The 22,868-nt window shown below is 61.4% G+C and carries 19 protein-coding genes; 7 read left to right on the forward strand and 12 right to left on the reverse strand.

From position 1 onward, the window contains the following. Positions 1-119: 119 nt before the first annotated feature. Positions 120-1,466: a metalloprotease PmbA gene (gene pmbA, locus AC0IYN_RS05870; RefSeq protein ID WP_471840784.1), complete on the reverse strand. Its 1,347-nt coding sequence runs from the start codon at positions 1,464-1,466 to the stop codon at positions 120-122. A gap of 108 nt (positions 1,467-1,574) precedes the next feature. Here pmbA and yjgA point away from each other — a divergent pair, with 108 nt between their 5' ends. After that, on the forward strand, positions 1,575-2,096 hold the full coding sequence (gene yjgA, locus AC0IYN_RS05875; RefSeq protein WP_017138246.1) for a ribosome biogenesis factor YjgA: 522 nt from the start codon (positions 1,575-1,577) through the stop codon (positions 2,094-2,096). A 45-nt stretch (positions 2,097-2,141) separates the two neighbouring features. Here the strand turns inward: yjgA and tldD are convergent, their stop codons facing one another. The 8 genes from tldD to mreB all read right to left on the reverse strand — a co-directional run bounded on the left by tldD (position 2,142) and on the right by mreB (position 13,365). Further along, entirely contained in the window at positions 2,142-3,584 is a 1,443-nt protein-coding gene (tldD, locus tag AC0IYN_RS05880; RefSeq protein ID WP_406596938.1) for a metalloprotease TldD, read from the reverse strand. A gap of 16 nt (positions 3,585-3,600) precedes the next feature. After that, entirely contained in the window at positions 3,601-4,449 is an 849-nt protein-coding gene (locus tag AC0IYN_RS05885) for a carbon-nitrogen hydrolase family protein (protein ID WP_471840787.1), read from the reverse strand. A gap of 48 nt (positions 4,450-4,497) precedes the next feature. Beyond that, entirely contained in the window at positions 4,498-8,313 is a 3,816-nt protein-coding gene (locus AC0IYN_RS05890) for a YhdP family protein (RefSeq protein WP_457248562.1), read from the reverse strand. Positions 8,314-8,389: 76 nt separating this feature from the next. Next, positions 8,390-9,847 (reverse strand): ribonuclease G, encoded by a 1,458-nt coding sequence (gene rng, locus AC0IYN_RS05895; RefSeq protein WP_071491141.1) that lies wholly within the window; start codon positions 9,845-9,847, stop codon positions 8,390-8,392. A 70-nt stretch (positions 9,848-9,917) separates the two neighbouring features. Next, complete coding sequence (locus AC0IYN_RS05900) at positions 9,918-10,514, reverse strand: Maf family protein (protein WP_406596936.1); 597 nt, start codon at positions 10,512-10,514, stop codon at positions 9,918-9,920. A gap of 51 nt (positions 10,515-10,565) precedes the next feature. Then, complete coding sequence (gene mreD / locus AC0IYN_RS05905) at positions 10,566-11,054, reverse strand: rod shape-determining protein MreD (RefSeq protein WP_406596935.1); 489 nt, start codon at positions 11,052-11,054, stop codon at positions 10,566-10,568. After that, positions 11,054-12,187, reverse strand: a complete 1,134-nt coding sequence (mreC, locus tag AC0IYN_RS05910) for a rod shape-determining protein MreC (protein ID WP_406596993.1) — start codon at positions 12,185-12,187, stop codon at positions 11,054-11,056. Before mreC ends, mreD begins: the two co-directional genes overlap by 1 nt. Positions 12,188-12,327: 140 nt before the next feature. Further along, a complete protein-coding gene (mreB, locus tag AC0IYN_RS05915; protein WP_002555108.1) occupies positions 12,328-13,365 on the reverse strand; it encodes a rod shape-determining protein MreB in 1,038 nt (345 codons plus the stop codon). Between the two features lie 210 nt (positions 13,366-13,575). Here mreB and gatC point away from each other — a divergent pair, with 210 nt between their 5' ends. From gatC to AC0IYN_RS05945, 6 genes are all read left to right on the forward strand, one after another. Then, complete coding sequence (gene gatC, locus AC0IYN_RS05920) at positions 13,576-13,863, forward strand: Asp-tRNA(Asn)/Glu-tRNA(Gln) amidotransferase subunit GatC (protein WP_010213142.1); 288 nt, start codon at positions 13,576-13,578, stop codon at positions 13,861-13,863. A 16-nt stretch (positions 13,864-13,879) separates the two neighbouring features. Further along, positions 13,880-15,331, forward strand: a complete 1,452-nt coding sequence (gene gatA, locus AC0IYN_RS05925) for an Asp-tRNA(Asn)/Glu-tRNA(Gln) amidotransferase subunit GatA (RefSeq protein WP_471840790.1) — start codon at positions 13,880-13,882, stop codon at positions 15,329-15,331. Positions 15,332-15,341: 10 nt separating this feature from the next. Next, positions 15,342-16,787, forward strand: a complete 1,446-nt coding sequence (gatB, locus tag AC0IYN_RS05930) for an Asp-tRNA(Asn)/Glu-tRNA(Gln) amidotransferase subunit GatB (RefSeq protein ID WP_078046878.1) — start codon at positions 15,342-15,344, stop codon at positions 16,785-16,787. 145 nt (positions 16,788-16,932) lie between these two features. Continuing rightward, positions 16,933-17,304 carry a septal ring lytic transglycosylase RlpA family protein gene (locus tag AC0IYN_RS05935; protein WP_078046877.1) on the forward strand — a complete coding sequence of 124 codons (372 nt, stop codon included), beginning with the start codon at positions 16,933-16,935 and terminating at the stop codon, positions 17,302-17,304. Between the two features lie 58 nt (positions 17,305-17,362). Next, positions 17,363-18,409 (forward strand): calcium/sodium antiporter, encoded by a 1,047-nt coding sequence (locus AC0IYN_RS05940; protein WP_471840792.1) that lies wholly within the window; start codon positions 17,363-17,365, stop codon positions 18,407-18,409. Continuing rightward, complete coding sequence (locus AC0IYN_RS05945; RefSeq protein ID WP_078046875.1) at positions 18,406-18,783, forward strand: carboxymuconolactone decarboxylase family protein; 378 nt, start codon at positions 18,406-18,408, stop codon at positions 18,781-18,783. The genes AC0IYN_RS05940 and AC0IYN_RS05945 overlap by 4 nt, the downstream gene beginning before the upstream one ends. A 43-nt stretch (positions 18,784-18,826) precedes the next feature. On the opposite strand, the gene AC0IYN_RS05950 is transcribed toward AC0IYN_RS05945, so the two are convergent. From AC0IYN_RS05950 to AC0IYN_RS05960, 3 genes are all read right to left on the reverse strand, one after another. Further along, complete coding sequence (locus AC0IYN_RS05950) at positions 18,827-19,768, reverse strand: AEC family transporter (RefSeq protein ID WP_078046874.1); 942 nt, start codon at positions 19,766-19,768, stop codon at positions 18,827-18,829. A 109-nt stretch (positions 19,769-19,877) separates the two neighbouring features. Beyond that, entirely contained in the window at positions 19,878-21,431 is a 1,554-nt protein-coding gene (gene garD, locus AC0IYN_RS05955) for a galactarate dehydratase (protein WP_471840794.1), read from the reverse strand. Between the two features lie 11 nt (positions 21,432-21,442). Next, positions 21,443-22,807 carry an MFS transporter gene (locus AC0IYN_RS05960; protein WP_078046872.1) on the reverse strand — a complete coding sequence of 455 codons (1,365 nt, stop codon included), beginning with the start codon at positions 22,805-22,807 and terminating at the stop codon, positions 21,443-21,445. Positions 22,808-22,868: the final 61 nt, after the last annotated feature.

Below are 22,868 nucleotides of genomic sequence, written 5' to 3' on the forward strand. Positions count from 1 at the left end.
AAATGATATTGAGAATCAAAACAAGGGTGGCACGTTAATCCCGCTGACACTTGGCCACAAAAAAAAGGCGCGCCAACTTTAAGATGGCGCGCCTTTCTTGTTGAAGCGGGTCGGGAGGATCAGCTACCGGCGACGGTCATCCGTTCGATCAACACCGAACCCGTGCGGATATTGCTGCGCAGTTCCAGGTCGTTCCCGACCGCAATGATCTGCTTGAACATATCGCGCATGTTGCCGGCGATAGTCACCTCCTGGACGGCAAATTGAATCTCGCCGTTTTCCACCCAGAAGCCTGCCGCGCCACGGGAATAATCGCCCGTGACCATGTTCAGGCCGTGGCCCATCAACTCAGTCACCAGCAGGCCGCGCCCCATCTTCCGTAGCAACGCTGCCTGGTCTTCGTCGCCATGGGTGACGAACAGGTTGTGCACGCCACCGGAGTTGGCGGTGCTCGGCAAGCCAAGTTTGCGGCCGGCGTAGGTACCGAGCACGTAGGACACCAATTCACCGTTTTCGACAAACGGCTTGGCGTACGTCGCCAGGCCATCACCGTCAAACGCGGAACTGCCCATGGCGCGCATCAGGTGTGGGCGCTCATCGATGGTCAACCATTCTGGAAACAGCTTCTGCCCAATCGCCCCCTCCAGGAACGAGGACTTGCGGTAAAGGTTGCCACCGGAAATCGCGCCCAGGAAGCTGCCGAACAAGCCACCGGCCAATTCCGCCGAAAACAGCACCGGCACTTCACAGGTCGGCACGGGACGCGCGCCCAGGCGGCTCGCGGCACGCTGTGCAGCACGCTGGCCGATGCTGATCGGATCGGCCAGTAAATCGCCCTGGCGGTTCACGTCATACCAGTAATCGCGCTGCATCTGGCCATTGGCTTCGGCGATCATCACGCAGCTCAGGCTATGACGCGTGGACGCGTAACCGCCAATAAAACCATGGCTGTTGCCATACACGCGACAGCCCTGATGGGTGCTCAACGTGGTGCCATCAGCGTTCTTGATGCGGGTATCGGCGTCGAACGCGGCGGCTTCACAGGTCAGTGCCTGTTCAATGGCCTGCTCGGGCGTGATGTCCCAGGCGTGGAACAGATCAAAGTCTTTCAAGTCCTTGGCCATCAACGCCTTGTCAGCCAAGCCCGAGCTTTCATCCTCGGAGGTGTGCTTGGCGATCGCCAACGCAGCCGCCACGGTCTCGCGAACAGCCTCCGGGCCACTGGCCGAAGTGCTGGCCGAGCCTTTGCGCTGCCCTAAATACAAGGTGATGCCAAAGCCCTGGTCGCGGTTGAACTCCACGGTCTCTACTTCCCGCTGGCGCACCGATGTCGAGAGCCCCTGCTCCAGCGACACCGCCACTTCACAGGCGCTAGCCCCCTGGCGCTTGGCTTCGGCAAGGATCTGCTCGACTTGTTCCTGCAGTGCCGGTAACGCTTGCGGACCGACGCTTTGGGCTGCACTCATGGTTTTCTCCACTCAAATTCTGCTTTCGGTTAAGGCCATCGAGCGACCGGGCCGGACAAGAGGCCCCCGACTGGTTATCATGGCGGCGTTTCTTTGCGGACTGCCACCATGGTTGATTCTTACGACGACTCCCTCGATGGGGAGAAAAGCAAAACCCAGGTCAAACGTGAGCTGCATGCTCTGGTTGACCTCGGCGAGCGCCTTACAACGCTCAAGAAGGATTTGATTGCAAAACTGCCATTGACCGACGAAATGCGCCGGGCCTTGGCGGATGCGCCCAAGCACACCGCGAATATCGCGCGTAAACGGCACATCATGTTTATCGGCAAACTGATGCGCGATCAGGACACTGACGCCATTCTGGCCTTGCTCGATCAAACCGATGCCTCCACTCGCCAGTACAACGAACGCTTCCATAACCTGGAACGTTGGCGTGACCGCCTGATCTCGGGCGATGACGCCGTGCTGGAAAAATTCGTACTGGACTACCCGGACGCGGACCGCCAGCAACTGCGCTCCCTGATCCGTCAGGCCCAGCACGAGCAGGCGCATAACAAGGCGCCGGCCACCAGCCGTAAAATCTTCAAATACATCCGTGAGCTGGACGAGACTCAACGCGGCCTGCGCTGATCCTCTTCCCCGGGTGGCGGCCTTCGCCACCCGAAGCTCCCACGCCTACGACCCCGTGCCACCCACGGTGATCGCATCAATCTTCAGCGTTGGCTGGCCGACACCCACCGGCACCGACTGCCCATCTTTCCCGCACGTGCCTACGCCGCTGTCCAGCGACAGGTCGTTACCGACCATCGACACCTTGCTCATGGCTTCCGGACCGTTACCGATCAACGTTGCGCCCTTGACCGGCGCGGTAATCTTGCCGTCTTCGATCAGGTAAGCCTCGCTGGTGGAAAACACGAACTTGCCGCTGGTGATATCCACCTGGCCACCACCGAGGTTGGCGCAATAGATGCCACGCTTCACCGACGCAATGATTTCTGCCGGGTCGCTTTCGCCACCGAGCATGTAGGTGTTGGTCATGCGTGGCATCGGCAGGTGCGCATAGGATTCACGGCGACCATTACCGGTGCGGGCCACGCCCATCAGGCGGGCGTTGAGCTTGTCTTGCATGTAGCCCTTGAGCACACCGTTTTCGATCAGGGTGGTGCACTCGGTCGGGGTGCCTTCGTCATCGACACTCAGCGAGCCACGGCGCCCGGCCAGGGTGCCGTCATCGACGATGGTGCAGAGTTTGGACGCAACCCTCTCGCCCATACGCCCGCTGTAGGCCGAGCTGCCCTTGCGGTTGAAGTCGCCTTCCAGGCCATGACCGACCGCTTCGTGCAGCAGCACGCCGGACCAACCCGAACCCAGCACCACCGGCAAAGTCCCGGCCGGTGCGGGAATCGCTTCCAGGTTGACCAGCGCCTGGCGCAGCGCTTCGCGGGCATACCCCATGGCACGGTCGTCGGTGAGGAAATAGCGGTAGTCGGTACGCCCGCCGCCGCCATGGCCGCCGCGCTCGCGACGACCATTCTGCTCGACGATCACACTGACATTGAAGCGTACCAAGGGGCGCACATCCGCCGCCAGGCTGCCATCGGTGGACGCCACCAGAATGCGTTCCCACACGCCGGCCATGCTCACGGTTACCTGCTGGATACGCGGGTCCAACGCACGGGTCGCGGCATCGACACGCTTGAGCAAGTCGACTTTTTCGGCACGGGTCATCACTTCCAACGGGTTGTCCGGCCCATACAACTGGGTCACGTCCTGGGTGCTGAACGCCTGCACCGTGCCGTTTTGCCCGGCCCGGGAAATAGAGCGCGCGGCACGGGCGGCCAGGCCCAAGGCCTCAAGGGTGATCGCATTGCTGTAGGCAAAGCCGGTTTTTTCGCCGGATTGCGCACGCACGCCCACACCTTGGTCAAGGTTGAAACTGCCTTCCTTGACAATGCCGTCTTCCAGGGCCCAGGACTCGGAGATCTGCCCCTGGAAATACAGGTCGGCCGCGTCAATGCCCGGCCCGGCGAGATCGCCCAGCACGGTTTGCAAACTTTCGATGGTCACGCCACCGGGTGCCAGGAGGTGTTCACTGACTGAGGACAACAACTCGCTCATAGGTATGGCCTTAAATTCATCGTTCCGAAGCAGGCCGCTGCGCGCCCTGCGAGAAAAAGCGCCGATGGTTGACCACCGGCATGCGCGCCCTTATCGACGCTTGTTCACTGCTATCGCGCTCGGCCAGCAACACCGCTTCGCCCTGATCCTGTTGTACCAGCACACGCCCCCAAGGATCGACAATCGCTGCATGGCCATGGGTTTCCCGTGGCCCCGGATGCACGCCGCCCTGGGCGGCCGCCAGCAGGTAGCACTGGGTCTCGATGGCCCGCGCGCGAATCAGCACGTCCCAGTGCGCAGCGCCGGTTACGGCCGTAAACGCCGAAGGCGCAGTGATCAATTCAGCCCCCGCCGCACGCAATTCGCTGTACAGCTCAGGGAAGCGCAGGTCGTAACACACTGTCAGGCCCAAGCGACCAACGGGTGTATCCGCCACCACCACATTGCCCCCGAAAGCATAGTCGTCGGATTCGCGATAACGACCGCGAGCGTCGGCAACGTCCACATCGAACAAGTGCAGCTTGTCGTAACGGGCAACTATTTCACCCTGATCATCGACCAGCAGCGAGCAGGCATTGGACTTGGCGTGCGGTTGGTCCTTGGGCGGCAATGGCAAAGTACCCGCCACTATCCATAAGGTGAGGTCGCGGGCGGTCTGTTTCAACCATGGCAGGATCGGGCCTTCGCCCAGCGCTTCGGCGCGGCCGATGTCGGCCACGTCACGGCGGCCCATGGCAGCGAAGTTTTCCGGCAATACCGCCAGCTTCGCACCGCCTGCCGCCGCTTCTTCCAGCAAGCGCCGGGCCTGGGCCAGGTTGGCCAGCACATCGCTCTGGCTGACCATTTGAATTACCGCAAAGGACATGGGCCGACACTCCATAAAGGGCATGCGGCCATGCTACTCCACAGGCTCTCAGTTTGGCTTTTCAAATGGCTTGTCGAAGGTGATTTTCGGATCCTTCCACGGGCCTTCGACCTTGTATTGCACGCTGGCGAAGCGTGAAACACGGTCACCGATCAACTTGTCGATCAGGAACAGCGCACCGCCAATGGCTGGCGCCCCGACGATCAACGCCGCGATCGGCAGGTTGTTGGTCACCGGCAGCGTCACAAGCAACTTGGCATCCACGCGGTCAGCCACCAGGTCCAGGGTGCCATTGAGCTCCAGATTGCTTGACGGTCCGGTCATGGTGATCGGCTCGCGGGTCACGAACACGCCATTGCTGGCCGCCAGCAAGCCTTTGACCCGGTCATAGCTCAAGCCCTTGCCGAGCAAGTCCGAGAAGTCCAGGCGCAGCCGACGCCCGATGGAGTTGAAGTTCAGCAGGCCGAACACCCGCAGGGCCTGGGCGCCCCCCTCGACTTCCACGAACTGGCCGTTGCGGAACGCCGCATCCAGGCTGCCGGAGAAGCGCTTGGGCCCGACATAGGCCGGCGAACCGGGCCAGCGTCCGTCTACATCCAGGTGGAAATCCTGACTGGTCACAGTGGGCGCATAACCCCAGCCTTTGAGGACATCGCCGATATTCTTGCCGTCCAGGCGGCCCTTATACCAACTGCTGCTGTCACCGGCCCCGCCTTCCCAGCCTCCGGCCCCCTTGAGCTGCATGCCCTTCAGGCCCAGGTCCAGATTGCTGAAGGCCAGGCCCTTGGCGGTCGGGCGGATCTTCAGCGACCAGGCGCCTATCAGGTCCGGGCCTTGGAACAACTGATCAATGGCGATATCCAGCGCCGGAATGTCCTTGGGATCGATATTTGCCAAGGGGTCCGGTGCGTTTTCATCCGCCTGCACGGTTGGGTCTACCGCCGGCAGCTTCACGTATTGCAGGTTGATCGCAATCGGCGCGCCTTTGGCGTCAGGCAGGTTCACCGTGCCCTTGGCTTGCTGGCTGCTGAATTGCAGTCCCCACGCCGCAGGCTTGCGGTCCAGCTGCAAATTGACCTGATCAAACTGGGTACCCATCCCGGTCAGCTTGCCCACCTTGAAGTCGGCGCCGCTGAGCAGTTGCTTGGCACTGCCACCCGGATCGTTGCCCGCGTAGCGGTCCACCAGTTTTTTCCACGGGTCGATATCGAGTTCCGACAAGACCCCACGAATGCGCAAGCCCTTGGCACCCGGCAGCACGGCATCGCCATCCCCCAGGAACAGCTCACCACGGCCATCATTGAATTTGTCCGGCGGCGCGGCAAAGGTAAAGTTTGCCAGCTCGCCATAATCGAACCAATAACGGCGCTCGGCACCCTGCAAGGTCATGCGGAACACGCTGTCGCGCCCCTGGCTGGCCGGCATGCCGAACGGCGCCGGCAAATCCACCGCCACGCCCTTGAGGTTGGAGCTGACCATCAGCTGGCTGTCGGCGCCGTCCAGGGTCAGTTGCAACTGGTACGGAATATCGCCGGATACCGGCAACGGCTGGGTGATTTTCAGCCAGTCCGTCAGCCGCTTGACCGTGACCTGGCCCTTGGCAGTCACGCGAGTGCTGATATTGCCCGGCTTGCCGTCGGCAAAGATCTGCGCGGTGATCGGGCGGTCAAATGCCTGGGCCGTGATGTTCTGGCCACTGAGACCCTTGGCGCTGTCGAAACGGAAGTCGCCCTTGAGCTGATTCAGGTCCAGGGTGGGTTCAGCCAGTTGCAGGCGCGACTTATCGGTCTTGAAGTCCACTACGATCTTCGGCTCGGCGCCCTTGGCCAGCGGAATATCGAGGTCCAGGCTACCCTGCAGGTCGCCCTCGCCTTTCCAGCCAGCGAAGGTCGAGGCGGTGCCGATCGGCGCTTCCTGGAGGATTTTGAGCCCATCGCCCAAGCCACCGGCAAAACCACCCGTGAGCAGCAGATGGCTGTCCTTGCCCGCAGGCGCGTGGGGAATATTGACGTAGACGTCCTTGACCTTGGTGTCGAGCAATTGGCCCTTGCTGGCCAGGATTCGCACGCCGCTTTCCTCGACAAACACTTCGCCGTTGACCTTGCTCACATGAGGCCAGCCCGGCTGGAATGCCAATTCGGCGTCGTGCACCTTGAAGAACAGACTGATATTGCGCGAGGCCGGCAGTGCGTCGTGGTTCAACGACCCCTGATACTGGAAGAAGCCTTGATCCACCGCGCCCTTGAGAATCGCGGTGCGCAACCATTCATCCAACGCCGGGCTCAACACCGCCGGCAGGTATTTAGGGGTGAAGCGCCCATCGCCATCGACCATGCCGACCCGCAGGTCCATGTAGTCTTCCTGGTTGTGGTCGAAATGCAGGCGGATCAGGAAGTCGGCAGCCACCTTGCCCTCTTCGCCCAGCACCTTGATGTACGGCGCGATCAGGGTGAAGCCTTCCTTGTCCAGTTTCCACGTCAGGCGCGCGTTGGCCTGGATGTACTGCCAAGGCTTGGCAAAGATCGGGTCGAGGTGCAGGGAAAAATCCTTGCTGTCCATACGCAACTCGCCATGACCCAGGTCGCCGCTGATGCTGCCGGACACATTGCGCGCGGCCGGCGCGCCGAAGTAAGCATCAAAGCCAATGCGCTCAAGGTTGGCAGCGAAGCTGACTTTTTGATCGGTGGCGTCTTGTGGACGGAAGTCTACCAGCACGTTACGTAGCAGGCCGGTGGCCTTGAGATGCTGCACGGTCTTGGCAAACCCCTCCGGCAACGGCGCCAACGCATTAAGCAGCGGCGTGATCGGCGTGAGGTCCAGGCGGTCGGCCTGAAGCTTCCAGACTTCCTGCTCCTTGTCGGTAGCCAAGGTCTGCTGCAACTGCAGGCGCGATTCCCAACGTGTTTCACCCAGGTTCATCGCCAGGGAATCGAACAACACCTTGAGGCCAGTTTCACTGCGCTGCAGGTAGGCGGTAAGGGCGAGATTTTCGATATGGACAGGCTTACGGTCGGCGTAGCTGCCCTTCACCTGTGGCGAGTTGAGGCGCACCACCGCGCTTTGCACGGTGCCCTTGGCCCAACTCAGCCAGAATTCGCCGCCAGCCTTGAATTGCGTGAGTTTCCACTGTTGGGTCAGCTTGGCCGGGATCCACTTGGCCCAGTCGCTTTGCGGCAGGCTCAGGTAGGCCTGGATTTCGGCGTCCTTCCATTGGCTGGCACGAATGCGGGTGCGCAGGTTAACGGCGAGCGGCTGGCCGTCGGGCAGGGTCAGGCGCGCATCGAGGCGCTGACGGACGGCGCCTGTATGCAGGCTCAGGCCGACATACGTCAGGGTCACCGGCGCCTGGTCAAACGGCTGCAACGTCACCTGGCTGTCGAGCAGCGACACACGCTTGACCGTCTGCATCCGCTTTAGCACCTGCTCCGGATCCAGCGGCTGGTCGTCTTGCACGGGCAGGCCCTGCAGGGCCCATTTGCCGTCCTTGTCTTCCTTCACACTGAGTTGCAGGCCACTGACTTGCAGGTGTGCAATGCGCACTTCGCGGGCCATCAGGCTGGCCCAGATATCCGGCACCACTTCGACCTGATCCAGGCGTAGGGCACTGCTGCCCTCGCCCACCATCACATCGTGGGCCAGCAATACCGGCGCAAAGCCGCTCCAGCGGCCTTCCAGGCTGCCGATATGCAGGGGCATGTCCACAGCAGCCTGGGCCTTGGCCTCGACTTCTGCACGGTACTCGGCTACCAGCGGCGTCAATTCACGGCCCAGGCTCACATACAAGGCTGCCAATACCAGCAGCAAGGCACAGAGGCCCAGCCCCCAACGGGTCAAAGCGGCAAAAAAGCGTATCAGACGCTCCATGTCAGGCGACCCTCAAGGCGGTAGTCGGACGGCAGATCAAGGCCTGCTCGTCTCATAAAAGGAAAACGATTGGGGATCAGAGCAGCACCACGTCGTATTGTTCCTGGGAATACATGGTTTCGACCTGGAAGCGTATCGTGCGGCCGATAAAGCCCTCCAGCTCGGCAACATTACCGGATTCTTCATCCAGCAGACGGTCGACCACTTTCTGATTGGCAAGCACCCTGTAACCCTCGGCCTGGTAGGCCCGCGCCTCCCGTAGGATCTCACGGAAAATCTCGTAGCAAACCGTTTCCGGGGTCTTCAATTTACCGCGGCCCTGGCAACTGCTGCACGGCTCGCACAGCACCTGCTCCAGGCTTTCGCGGGTGCGCTTGCGGGTCATCTGCACCAGGCCCAGCTCGGTGATGCCAATGATGTTGGTCTTGGCGTGATCGCGCTCCAGTTGCTTTTCGAGAGTACGCAGTACCTGGCGCTGATGCTCTTCATCTTCCATGTCGATGAAGTCGATGATGATGATGCCACCCAGGTTGCGTAGGCGCAGTTGGCGAGCAATCGCGGTGGCCGCTTCGAGGTTGGTCTTAAAGATGGTCTCTTCGAGGTTGCGATGGCCCACGAACGCGCCAGTGTTGACGTCAATGGTGGTCATGGCTTCCGCCGGGTCCACCACCAGGTAGCCACCGGACTTGAGTGGCACCTTGCGCTCCAGGGCTTTCTGGATTTCATCTTCGACGCCATACAGGTCGAAGATCGGCCGCTCGCCGGGGTAGTGCTCTAGGCGGTCGGCAATTTCCGGCATCAGCTCGGCAACAAATTGCGTAGTGCGCTGGAAGGTTTCCCGCGAATCGATGCGAATTTTCTCAATCTTCGGGCTGACCAGGTCGCGCAGCGTGCGCAGGGCCAGGCCCAGGTCTTCATAGATCACGCTGGGCGCGCCGATGGTCTTGATCTGTGCATCAATCTGGTCCCACAGGCGTCGCAGGTAGCGGATGTCCATGAGGATTTCATCGGCACCCGCGCCTTCAGCGGCGGTGCGCAGGATAAAGCCACCGGCTTCCTTGATGCCTTCGGCGGCCACGCAGTCGCTGACCACCTTCTTCAGGCGTTCGCGCTCGGCTTCGTCTTCGATCTTCAGTGAAATACCCACATGCGCGGTGCGCGGCATGTAGACCAGGTAGCGTGAAGGAATCGACAACTGCGTGGTCAGGCGAGCGCCCTTGGAACCGATGGGGTCCTTGGTGACTTGCACCACCAGGCTCTGCCCTTCATGCACCAGGGCGCTGATACTTTCTACCGCAGGGCCTTCGCGCAGGGATATTTCCGAAGCATGGATGAAGGCGGCACGGTCCAGGCCGATATCGACGAATGCGGCCTGCATTCCCGGCAATACGCGCACTACCTTGCCTTTGTAGATGTTGCCGACGATCCCGCGCTTTTGGGTGCGCTCAACGTGGACTTCTTGCAGAACACCGTTCTCTACCACCGCCACGCGCGATTCCATCGGCGTGATATTGATCAGAATCTCTTCACTCATGGCTGGGTCTCGTTCAGGCGTTTTCACAATAGTGACCGGTCGCTTAAGGCTGGGCGCTGGGATACGACGCTCAGCGCACGGTAAGGTTTTGCCAACAGGGTATGCCGAATTGGTCGAGCAGTTGCGCGGTTTCGCACACCGGCAGGCCTACCACGGCCGAATAACTGCCATTGAGCCCGGCGACAAACACCGAGCCCAGCCCTTGGATAGCATAGCCGCCCGCCTTGTCCTGGGGTTCGCCACTGTGCCAGTAGGTTGTAGCCTCCTCGACAGAAATGCCGCGAAAACGTACACGACTGCTTACACAAACAGTCTCGTTGCGCTGGCCATCAGTGAGGGCAATGGCGGTGAGCACTTCGTGTTCACGCCCCGCCAAGGCCATCAACATGGCCAGGGCATCGGCTTGATCCACGGGTTTGCCGAGGATCTTGCCATCGACAATCACTGCAGTATCAGCCCCCAGCACACAAGCGCCCGAGGTTTGCCCGAGCGCAGCAAAACCCGCCGCAGCCTTGCCGCGCGCAAGGCGCTCGACGTAGGCAACGGCGGGTTCATTAGTAAGAGGTGTTTCATCAATAGCGGCGCTGACCACGGTGAAGGGCACACCGATCTGTGTTAGCAGTTCACGCCGCCTCGGAGAGCCCGAGGCCAGGTAAAGCGAATTCATTGCAGACTCTCCCTGTAGGGTTCGATAACCAGGCAGAGCCTCGCAATCCCTTCAATTGATTTTATAGCGACGACGCAACCCACGCAGACCGAAGCTGATCCATGGCCACAGCAAAGCACTCACCAGCGCCGGCAGCACCAGCGCCAGGGTGGGCTGGCGGTTGCCGGTCAGGGCGCTGAGCCAGAGCTGGACAAGCTGTGCCAGGCCAAAGATCACCAGGATCACCAGGCACTGTTGCCACATCGGGAACATGCGCAGGCGTTGCTGCAACGACAGCACCAGGAAGGTGATCAGGGTCAGGATCAACGCGTTCTGGCCCAGCAACGTGCCATAGAGCACATCTTCTGCCAAGCCCAGGAACATCGCGGTGACCATGCCGACTTTGTGCGGCAGGTTCAGCGACCAGAAGGCCAGCAGCAATGCCAGCCAGAGCGGTCGCAGGATTTCCATGAATTGCGGCAGCGGCGATACGCTCAGCAGCAAACCGATGGCGAAGGTCAGCCAGACGATCCAGCCGTTGCGTGAATGAGTATTGGCCATTATTCCTCCCTCTGGCGCGTGGTGGCCGGGGCGGTCGCCGCTGGGCGGGCAGCCGGGGCAGCAGCAGGCGGTTTGGTGGCCGGCGTGGTGGTGGCCGGCGTCGACGCGGGAGGTTTGGTCGCGGCCGGTTTAACCGGATGCGCCGCAGGCTTGACGGGTGTAGCCACCGGCGCCGCAGTTGCCGGCGCAGGCGTGGTCGGCGTGGCAGCGGCCGGCTTGGGTACGGTGGCAGGAATGATCGGCGCGGTGCCGTTCTTCTTGTCTTCCGCTTCCTGGGCCTGGGCGGCTTCGTTGGCGCGCTCTTCGGGGGTGCGATTGTCGCTGAACACCAGCAAAAGGTAGCGGCTGCGGTTCAGTGCGGCGGTGGGCACGGCACGCACGATGGCGAACGGCTGACCTGAGTCGTGGATCACTTCCTTGACCGTTGCTACCGGGTAACCCGCCGGAAAACGCTGACCGAGGCCGGAACTGACCAGGAGGTCGCCTTCCTTGATATCAGCGGTATCGGCCACATGTCGCAGTTCCAGCCGCTCAGGGTTACCGGTACCGCTGGCAATCGCACGCAAGCCGTTGCGGTTTACCTGCACCGGAATGCTGTGGGTGGTGTCCGTCAGCAGCAATACCCGCGAGGTGTAGGGCATCAGCTCTACCACCTGGCCCATCAGGCCACGGGCGTCAAGCACCGGCTGGCCAAGGACCACACCGTCGCGCTCACCCTTGTTGATGATGATGCGATGGGTAAAGGGGTTGGGGTCCATGCCGATCAACTCGGCCACTTCGACCTTTTCATTGACCAACGCGGAGGAATTGAGCAACTCGCGCAGCCGAACGTTCTGCTCGGTGAGGGCCGCGAGCTTCTGCATGCGCCCCTGCAACAGCAGGTTTTCGGTCTTGAGTTTTTCGTTCTCGGCGACCAGCTCGGTGCGGCTGCCGAATTGGCTGGCCACGCCCTGGTACAGACGTTGCGGCAGGTCGGTGATCCAGTAGGTCTGCATCAACACCAGCGACATCTGGCTACGCACGGGCTTGAGCAGTGCAAAGCGGGCATCGACCACCATCAGCGCGACCGAAAGCACAACCAGCACCAACAGGCGCACGCCCAATGAGGGGCCTTTAGCGAAAAGCGGTTTAATAGGCCGCTCCTCCCAGGCAAATGTTCTCTTTATTCATACGGCATCTAACCGGCCTGGATGCAGATTGAAGAAGATAAACGCCAACAGGCAGCACTGCAAAGTGCTGCCTGCGAGCGAAACATGGGCTAATCAGCAAAGGCTTATTCGCTGGAAAGCAGGTCCATGGTGTGTTTATCCATCATTTCCAGTGCACGGCCACCGCCACGGGCGACGCAGGTCAGCGGGTCTTCGGCAACGATCACCGGCAGGCCGGTTTCCTGGGCCAGCAGCTTGTCGAGGTCGCGCAGCAAGGCGCCACCACCGGTCAGCACCAGGCCACGCTCGGCGATGTCGGAAGCCAGTTCCGGCGGCGATTGCTCCAGCGCGCTTTTCACGGCCTGAACGATGGTGGCCAGGGACTCTTGCAGAGCTTCCAGCACTTCATTGGAGTTCAGGGTGAAGGCACGTGGAACGCCTTCGGCCAGGTTGCGACCGCGCACATCGACTTCGCGCACTTCGCCGCCCGGGTAGGCAGTACCGATTTCCTGCTTGATGCGCTCGGCAGTGGATTCGCCGATCAGGCTGCCGTAGTTGCGACGCACATAGGTGATGATCGCTTCGTCGAAGCGGTCGCCGCCGACGCGTACGGATTCGGCATACACCACACCATTCAGGGAGATCAGGGCGATTTCAGTGGTACCACCACCGATATCCACCACCATCGAACCGCGCGCTTCCTCTACCGGCAAGCCGGCACCGATCGCGGCAGCCATTGGCTCTTCGATCAGGAACACTTCACGGGCACCGGCACCGAGGGCCGATTCACGGATGGCACGACGCTCAACCTGGGTGGATTTGCATGGAACGCAGATCAGCACACGAGGGCTGGGCTGCAGGAAACTGTTTTCGTGAACCTTGTTGATGAAGTACTGCAGCATCTTCTCGCAGACACTGAAGTCGGCGATCACGCCGTCTTTCATCGGACGAATGGCAGCAATATTGCCTGGTGTACGGCCGAGCATGCGCTTGGCCTCGGTGCCGACGGCAACGACACTTTTCTGATTACCATGGGTCCGAATGGCCACAACCGATGGCTCATTCAGGACGATACCGCGCTCGCGCACGTAAATAAGGGTGTTGGCAGTGCCCAGGTCAATGGAAAGATCGCTGGAAAACATGCCACGCAGTTTCTTGAACATGGGAAAGGGACCCTAGGCAACGCGTGGGTAAAAAAGTGCGGCAAACTCTAACAACGACAGGGATTTTGGGCAAGGCGCCAATGTGCTAAATTGGCCGACTTTCTGTGCACCTAACCCCACAATCGCGGCCGTAAGACCGTAGAAATGCGGTAGTGTTCCGACAATCTAACACACGGACAGCCTCCGTTCTGTTTTCCACTGGAGATTCCCATGACGCTTGAACGCTCCGACGTGGAAAAAATCGCGCACCTGGCCTCGCTTGGCCTCAATGATGCCGATCTTCCACAGACCACCGCAGCCCTGAACAGCATTCTCGGGCTGGTCGACCAAATGCAGGCCGTGAATACCGACGGCATCGAGCCTCTGGCTCACCCGCTGGAAGCCAGCCAGCGCCTGCGCGCAGACGTCGTGACCGAGAGTAATAATCGCGAGGCCTACCAGTCCATCGCGCCAGCGGTCGAAAACGGCCTGTACCTGGTTCCGAAAGTCATCGACTAAAGGGAAAGAGCCTGCAATGCATCACATGACTCTGGCCGAGATCGCCCGCGGTCTCGCCGACAAAAAGTTTTCTTCCGAAGAGCTGACCAAGACCCTGCTGGCGCGCATCGCCGAGCACGATCCAAAGGTCAACAGCTTCATCAGCCTCACCGAAGAACTGGCCTTGAGCCAGGCCAAGGCCGCCGACGCACGTCGCGCCAACGGTGAAAACGGCGCACTGCTGGGCGCACCGATCGCCCACAAGGACCTGTTCTGCACCCAGGGCATTCGCACCAGTTGCGGCTCGAAGATGCTCGACAACTTCAAAGCTCCCTATGACGCCACCGTGGTGTCCAAGCTGGCCGCCGCCGGGGCCGTGACCCTGGGCAAGACCAACATGGATGAATTCGCCATGGGTTCGGCCAACGAGTCGAGCTACTACGGCGCAGTGAAAAACCCGTGGAACCTGGACCATGTGCCCGGCGGTTCGTCGGGTGGCTCGGCTGCCGCCGTAGCCGCACGCTTCCTGCCCGCCGCTACAGCCACCGACACCGGCGGCTCGATCCGCCAGCCTGCGGCCTTCACCAACCTCACCGGCCTGAAACCGACCTACGGTCGCGTTTCCCGTTGGGGCATGATCGCCTACGCCTCCAGCCTGGATCAGGGTGGCCCCCTGGCCCGCACTGCTGAAGACTGCGCAATTTTGTTACAAGGCATGGCAGGCTTCGATAAACAGGACTCCACCAGCATCGATGAACCTGTGCCGGACTACAGCGCCAGCCTGAACACCTCGATCAAGGGCCTGCGCATCGGTGTGCCGAAGGAATACTTCAGCGCCGGTCTCGACCCGCGCATTGCTGAACTGGTGCACAACAGCGTCAAGACGCTTGAAAGCCTCGGTGCCGTGATCAAAGAGATCAGCCTGCCGAACAACCAGCACGCGATTCCTGCGTACTACGTGATCGCGCCGGCAGAAGCCTCCTCGAACCTGTCGCGTTTCGACGGCGTGCGCTTCGGCTACCGCTGCGAAAACCCGAAAGACCTTACCGACCTGTACAAACGCTCCCGTGGCGAAGGCTTCGGCGCCGAAGTTCAGCGCCGAATCATGGTCGGCGCCTACGCCCTGTCGGCCGGTTACTACGACGCGTACTACCTCAAGGCCCAGAAAATCCGGCGCCTGGTGAAGAACGACTTCATGGCCGCCTTTGAACAGGTCGACGTGATCCTCGGCCCAACCACGCCGAACCCGGCCTGGAAGCTCGGCGCCAAGAACGGCGACCCGGTGGCTGCCTACCTCGAAGACCTGTACACCATCACCGCCAACCTCGCGGGTCTGCCGGGCTTGTCCATGCCTGCCGGTTTCGTCGATGGCCTGCCGGTCGGCGTGCAACTGCTCGCCCCGTATTTCCAGGAAGGCCGCCTGCTCAATGTGGCGCACCAGTACCAGTTGAACACTGACTGGCACATTCGCACCCCTACCGGCTTCTGAGGAGAACACTATGCAATGGGAAGTTGTGATCGGGCTGGAGATTCATACCCAGCTCGCCACCCAATCGAAGATTTTCTCCGGTAGCGCCACCACGTTCGGCTCCGAGCCGAACACCCAGGCCAGCCTGGTCGACCTGGGCATGCCCGGCGTACTGCCGGTGCTGAACCAGGAAGCGGTGCGCATGGCGGTGATGTTCGGCCTGGCGATTGACGCCGAGATCGGCCAGCACAACGTGTTCGCGCGCAAGAACTACTTCTACCCGGACCTGCCCAAGGGCTACCAGATCAGCCAGATGGAACTGCCGATCGTCGGCAAGGGCCACCTGGACATCCCTCTGGAAGACGGCACCATCAAGCGCGTCGGTGTGACCCGTGCACACCTGGAAGAAGATGCCGGCAAGAGCCTGCATGAAGAATTCCCGGGCGCGACCGGTATCGACCTGAACCGTGCCGGCACGCCGCTGCTGGAGATCGTTTCCGAGCCGGATATGCGCAGCGCCAAGGAAGCCGTGGCCTACGTCAAGACCATCCACGCGCTGGTGCGCTACCTGGGCATCTGCGACGGCAACATGGCCGAAGGTTCGCTGCGTTGCGACTGCAACGTGTCGATCCGTCCCAAGGGCCAGGTCGAGTTCGGCACCCGCTGCGAGATCAAGAACGTTAACTCGTTCCGCTTCATCGAGAAGGCGATCAACAGCGAAGTGCGTCGCCAGATCGAGCTGATCGAAGACGGCGGCAAGGTCATACAGCAAACCCGCCTGTACGACCCGAACAAAGACGAAACCCGCGCCATGCGCAGCAAAGAGGAAGCCAACGACTACCGTTACTTCCCCGACCCGGACCTGTTGCCGGTGGTGCTTGAGGACTCGTTCCTCAATGACATCCGCGCCACCCTGCCGGAGCTGCCGCAGCAGAAACGCGAGCGCTTCCAGGCGCAGTTCGGGCTGTCGGTCTACGATGCCAGCGTGCTGGCCTCCAGCCGTGAGCAAGCCAACTACTTTGAAAAAGTCGTGAGCATTGCCGGCGACGCCAAGCTGGCAGCCAACTGGGTCATGGTTGAGCTGGGCAGCCTGCTGAACAAGCAGGGCCTGGAAATCGACGAAGCCCCGGTCACCGCCGAGCAATTGGGCGGCATGCTGCTGCGCATCAAGGACAACACCATCTCCGGCAAAATCGCCAAGACGGTGTTTGAAGCGATGGCCAGCGGTGAAGGCAGTGCCGATGAGATCATCGACAAGCGCGGCCTCAAGCAAGTCACCGACAGCGGCGCGATCTCGGCCGTGCTGGATGAAATGCTCGCGGCCAACGCCGAGCAGGTCGAGCAGTACCGCGCGGCCGACGAAGCCAAGCGCGGCAAGATGTTCGGCTTCTTTGTGGGCCAGGCGATGAAAGCCTCCAAAGGCAAGGCCAACCCGCAACAGGTGAACGAACTGCTGAAAAGCAAGCTCGAAGGCTGACACGTGTAGGACCCGGCTTCTGTGGGAGCCGGGCTTGCCCGCGATGCAGGCGCCTCGGTGCACCAGTTACACCGAGGTGAAGCCCATCGCAGGCAAGCCAGCTCCCACACGAGCCAACTCCAACATTTGTAATGGGACTCCTTGCATGAAGCGTCTACTCGGCCTGCTGGCCCTGTTCTCCCTACTGGCCGGTTGCGCCAGCGGCATCATCAACCCCAACGGCTACGACGAAACCGGCACCGCCTCCTATTACGGCGCCAAGCACCATGGCAACAAGACTGCCAGCGGTGAACCCTTCAACCAGAACGCCCTGACCGCCGCCCACCGGCAACTGCCGTTTGGCACCCAGGTCAAGGTCACCAATCTCGACAACGACAAATCCGTGGTTGTCCGCATCAATGATCGCGGCCCGCATACCCGTGGGCGCTTGATCGACCTTTCACGCAAGGCTGCCGAGCAACTGGGTATGATCGGCAGTGGTACGGCGCGTGTGCGCGTACAAGCGCTGAGCAACTAAAGACGGAGCCCTGGCCATTTTCGGATTAACCGCCCTCTCGCCCTGGAGCCTGCTGGAATTGGTCAGCGGCCTGGTGCTGCTGATCATCGGCGCCGAAATCCTGGTGCGCGCCGCCGTGCGCCTGGCCGCAAGCCTTAAGGTGCGGCCGCTGATCATCGGCCTGACGATCGTCGCCTTTGGCAGCAGTGCTCCGCAGATGACCGTCAGCCTGCAGGCCACCCTGGCTGGCAATACCGATATCGCGGTGGGCAGCGTGATCGGCAGTAGCATCTTCAACATCCTGGTGACCCTGGGCCTGTCGGCGTTGATTATCCCGCTGCGGGTCTCACGCCAACTGGTGCGCCTGGATATCCCGGTGATGATCCTGGCCGGGCTGCTGGTGTTCACCCTCGCCGCCAACGAAGAACTTACGCCGCTCGATGGCCTGTTGCTGCTGGTTGCCTTGGTCGCGTACCTCGGCGTCTTGCATTACCAGACGCGCCATTCGCGCCGCCCTCGCACGCTGGAAACCGTGGCCCGCGCGCCATGGCTGAGCAGCGTGCTGTTGATGCTCGGCGGTTTTTTGATCCTGGTGCTGGCCGGGCATTTGCTGCTGGGCGCGGCGGTGGATGTGGCAAGCGACCTGGGCCTGTCGGAACGCGTGATCGGCCTGACCTTGATCGGCGTCGGCACCTCGCTGCCGTGCTTGGCGACGTCCCTGATTGCCGCCCTGCGCGGCGAGCGGGAAATTGCCGTGGGCAACGTGATCGGCAGCAACCTGTTCAACCTGCTCGGCGTGTTGGGGCTGACCGCCCTGCTCGCGCCCTCACCGCTCTCGGTATCGCCCAATGCCCTGGATTTCGACCTGCCGGTAATGCTCGGCGTGGTGGTGCTGTGCCTGCCGGTGTTCTACACCGGCTACCGCGTGACCCGCGCCGAAGGCCTGGTGCTGCTGGGCCTGTACCTGGCGTACGGGCTGCATGTGATGGCTTTTACCACCGGCATGCCACTGGCCAACAAGCTTGAACAACTGATGCTGTATTACGCCCTGCCAGTGCTGGTGGCTTTTCTGTTGTTCAGCACGCTGCGAGCCTGGCGCCGCCAACACAAGAGGGAATCGCAATGACCGATCAGAAGAAGCCCGGGGTTGAAATGCGTCGCCAGGTCATGGGCGATGCATTCGTCGACCGCGCCCTGGGCAATGCCACCGAGTTTTCCCAGCCGCTGCAGGACTTCGTCAACGAACATGCCTGGGGCAGCGTGTGGAACCGTGAAGGCCTGCCGCTGAAGACTCGCAGCCTGATCACCCTCGCCGCGCTCACTGCGCTCAAGTGCCCGCAGGAACTCAAGGGCCATGTGCGGGGCGCACTGAACAATGGCTGTACGGTGGAAGAGATTCGTGAAGCGCTGCTGCATTGCGCGGTGTATGCCGGTGTGCCGGCGGCGATTGATGCGTTTCGGGCGGCGCAGGAAGTGATCGATACCTACGAGGCACCGTAGGAGCCGGCTTGCCGGCGATCGGTCCTCACAGGCACCACAACACTCAGATCCAACCACCCGCCTGCAACACAAAGATCCCGATATTGGTGGTCACCGCCGCCATCAAGGTGGTGATCACGATAATCGCAGCCGCCAGCTCATGATTGCCCTCGGCCGCCCTGGCCATGACAAAGCTGGCCGCCGCAGTCGGTGCACCGAAGTACAGGAACAGAATCCCCAGCTCCGGCCCCCGGAACCCCAGCAGCCACGCGCCCAGCGTCGCAACCAGCGGCAGGCCGATCATCTTCACCAGGCTGGCGCTCAAGGCCATGCTGCCACTTTTGCGCAACGCTGCCAGCGACAGGGTGCCACCGATGCAGATCAGCGCCAGCGGCAACGTCATGTCCGCCAGGTACTGGCCCGAAGACTCCAGCCACCCCGGCAAGCCAATCTGGAACACCGCGAACGGCGTGGCCGCAAACACACTGATGATCAGCGGGTTGGCCACCACGCTCTTGCAGATGCTCCACGGGTCGGACTTGATCACCGGGCTGTACACCGCCAGCACGATGGTCGACAGGGTGTTGTAGAACAGGATCACCAGCGCCGCGAGGATCGCGCCGAGGGAAATCCCGTAGTCGCCGTACATGCTCGCGGCCAGCGCCAGGCCGATCACGCCGTTATTGCCACGAAACGCACCCTGGGTATAGATGCCCCGGTCTTCACGCGGGCAACGAAAGATCGCCCAGCCCCAGGCCAGCGCGAAGCTGACCAATGTGGCGACGGCAAAGTAGATCAGCAAACCCGGCTTGAGCGCGGAGTGCAGGTCGGCATGCAGGATGCCGAGAAACAGCAGCGCCGGCATGGTGACGTTGAACACCAGGGACGAGGCGGTATGGATAAAGTTGTCGTTGATCCAGTTGATGCGCTTGAGCAGCACACCCAGGAACAGCATGGCAAACACCGGCGCAGTGATGGTCAGGGTCGTGAGGAAAATTGCCAGCATGCCGGGGAGAACCTTGGTGAGCGTCGTCAGGTGGCTAATGATAAGCCAGTGTAGGCCGCTTCGTCTGGTCTAGATCCTTGTAGTGAGCGGGCGTGCCCGCTCACCACAATCAGGTAATGGGCGCCGGGTTGAACAAGGTGATGTCGTTGTGCAGCTTGTGGTGCTCCGCCCATGTCTGCTTCTTGCCGCTGGCCACATCCAGATAGAAGTGAAACAGCTCCCAACCCAGCTCCTCGATGGTCGCGCGCCCGGTGGCAATGCGCCCGGCGTCAATATCGATCAGGTCTGGCCAACGCTGCGCCAGCTCCGTACGCGTCGACACCTTCACCACCGGCGCCATCGCCAGCCCGTAAGGCGTGCCACGCCCGGTGGTGAACACATGCAGGTTCATCCCCGCCGCCAATTGCAAGGTGCCACACACAAAGTCACTGGCCGGGGTTGCGCAAAAGATCAGGCCTTTACTCTTGAAGCGCTCGCCCGGACCCAGCACGCCATTGATCGCGCTGCTGCCGGATTTGACGATGGAGCCCAGGGACTTCTCGACAATGTTCGACAAGCCGCCCTTCTTGTTTCCCGGCGTGGTGTTCGCGCTGCGGTCCGCCTCGCCCTTGGCCAGGTAGCGATCGTACCAATCCATTTCCCGGACCAGCTCCTGGGCAACGGCTTCGCTTTCAGCGCGAGAGGTCAGCAGGTAAATCGCATCGCGAACTTCGGTCACTTCGGAAAATATCACCGTCGCCCCAGCCCGCAGTAATAGATCCGAGGCATAGCCCAGCGCCGGGTTGGCGGTGATGCCGGAGAACGCATCACTGCCGCCGCACTGCATGCCCAGGATCAGCTCGGACGCCGGCACCGTTTCGCGGCGACGCTGGTCGAGCTTCTTCAGGCGCGTCTCGGCCAGCTCCATGATCTGCTCGATCATCTCGGTAAAGCCGTGGCTGGAATCCTGCAGCCGGTACAGCCAGGGCTCACTCAGGTCGACCGAGCTGTCGTTGTCGTGCATCACCTGCCCGGCCTGCAATTTCTCGCAGCCCAAGCTGATCACCAAGGCTTCGCCCCCCAGGTTCGGGTTGCGCGCCAGGTTGCGCACGGTGCGGATCGGGATGTAGGCGTCCGTCGCAGTGATCGCCACGCCACAGCCGTAGCTGTGGGTCAGCGCCACCACGTCATCGACGTGCGGGTACTTGGGCAGCAATTCGTCCTTGATGCGCTTGACCGCATGGTCCAGCACGCCCGTGACGCACTGCACCGTGGTGGTGATACCGAGAATATTGCGCGTGCCCACGGTGCCGTCGGCGTTGCGGTAACCCTCGAAGGTAAAGCCCTCCAGCGGTGCCTGGGTTTCAGGCACCTCGGTGGACAGCGGCAAGCTGTCCAGTGGAGGCGCGGTCGGCATGCGCAGTTGATCTTCCTGCACCCAACTGCCGCGCGGAATCGGCGCCAGGGCGTAACCAATGGTCTGGCCATAGCGAATAATCTGACCGCCTTCGGGGATATCTTCCAGGGTCACCTTGTGGCTCTGGGGGATGAAATCCACGGTCACCAGGCCGTCCGGGAACTCGGTCCCGGCCGGTACGCCCTGGTCATTGACCACGATCACCACGTTGTCGCGCTCGTGCAAGCGAATCGAGCGCGGCGAGTCGGCATGTTCAATCAACTGCATCACACGGCCCCTCAGGAATGCGCTTCGGTTAGGTTGGTCAACTCAGGCCCCTTGGTAGGCGGCTCTTTGAGTACTACACGTTTGATCGGGCCAACGATGACCAGGTAGCTGAACACCGCCACCAGGGCGTTGGCGCCCACGAACACCAGGGCCCACTTGAACGAACCGGTGGTGCTGATGATGTAGCCGATGACAATCGGCGTGGTAATCGACGCGAGGTTACCGAAGGTGTTGAACAAGCCGCCACTGAGGCCGGCGATTTGTTTCGGCGAGGTGTCGGACACCACCGCCCAACCCAGTGCGCCAACACCTTTACCGAAGAAGGCCAAGGCCATGAAACCCACCACCATCCATTCGATATCCACGTAGTTGCAGGCCACGATGCTGCTGGAGATCAGCAGGCCACCAATGATCGGCGCCTTGCGGGCGAAGGTCAGGGAGTGGCCCTTGCGCAGCAGGTAATCGGAAATCACCCCGCCAAGAACGCCACCAATAAACCCGCAGATTGCCGGCAACGAGGCAATAAAACCGGCCTTGAGGATGGTCATGCCACGGTCCTGCACCAGGTACACCGGGAACCAGGTGAGGAAGAAGTAGGTGATGCCATTGATGCAGTACTGGCCCAGGTACACGCCGAGCATCATGCGGTTGGTCAGCAACTGGCGGATGTAATCCCACTTCGGCCCATCGGTTTTCTTGCCCTTGCCTTTGTCCTGGTCCATGTCGACCATCGCCCCATTGGCGGCGATGTGGTTGAACTCGGCTTCGTTGATCATCGGATGCTGGCGCGGGCTGTGGATCACTTTCAGCCAGATCAGCGAGAACACGATGCCGATCACGCCCATCACGATAAACACGTGCTGCCAGCCAAAGCTGTAGACGATCCAGCCCATCAGTGGCGCAAACAGCACGGTGGCGAAGTATTGCGCCGAGTTGAAGATCGCCGATGCCGTACCGCGTTCAGCGGTCGGGAACCAGGCGGCGACAATTCGAGCATTGCCGGGAAAGGACGGCGCTTCGGCCAGGCCCACCATGAAGCGCAGCATGAACAGCGCAACGACGGCGGTGGAGACGCCAAACTCACCCACATAGCCTTGCAGCACGGTGAACAGTGACCAGGTGAAGATGCTCAGGGCATAGACTTTTTTCGAACCGAACCGGTCCAGCAGCCAGCCGCCGGGGATTTGCCCGGCCACGTAGGCCCAACCGAATGCAGAGAAGATGTAACCGAGGGTGACCGCGTCGATGCCGAGGTCTTTTTGCAGGCTGGAGCCTGCGATAGCGATGGTGGCCCGGTCGGCGTAGTTGATCGTGGTCACCAGGAACAGCATGAGCAGGATCAAATAGCGGACGTGGGTCGGCTTGGTCGCTTGCATGTAGAAGTACTCCCACTAATTATTTTTTTTGCGGGTAATGGTCTATTTGTCGGTGGGGACC

The sequence above is a fragment of the Pseudomonas sp. AC112 genome (assembly GCF_979253545.1).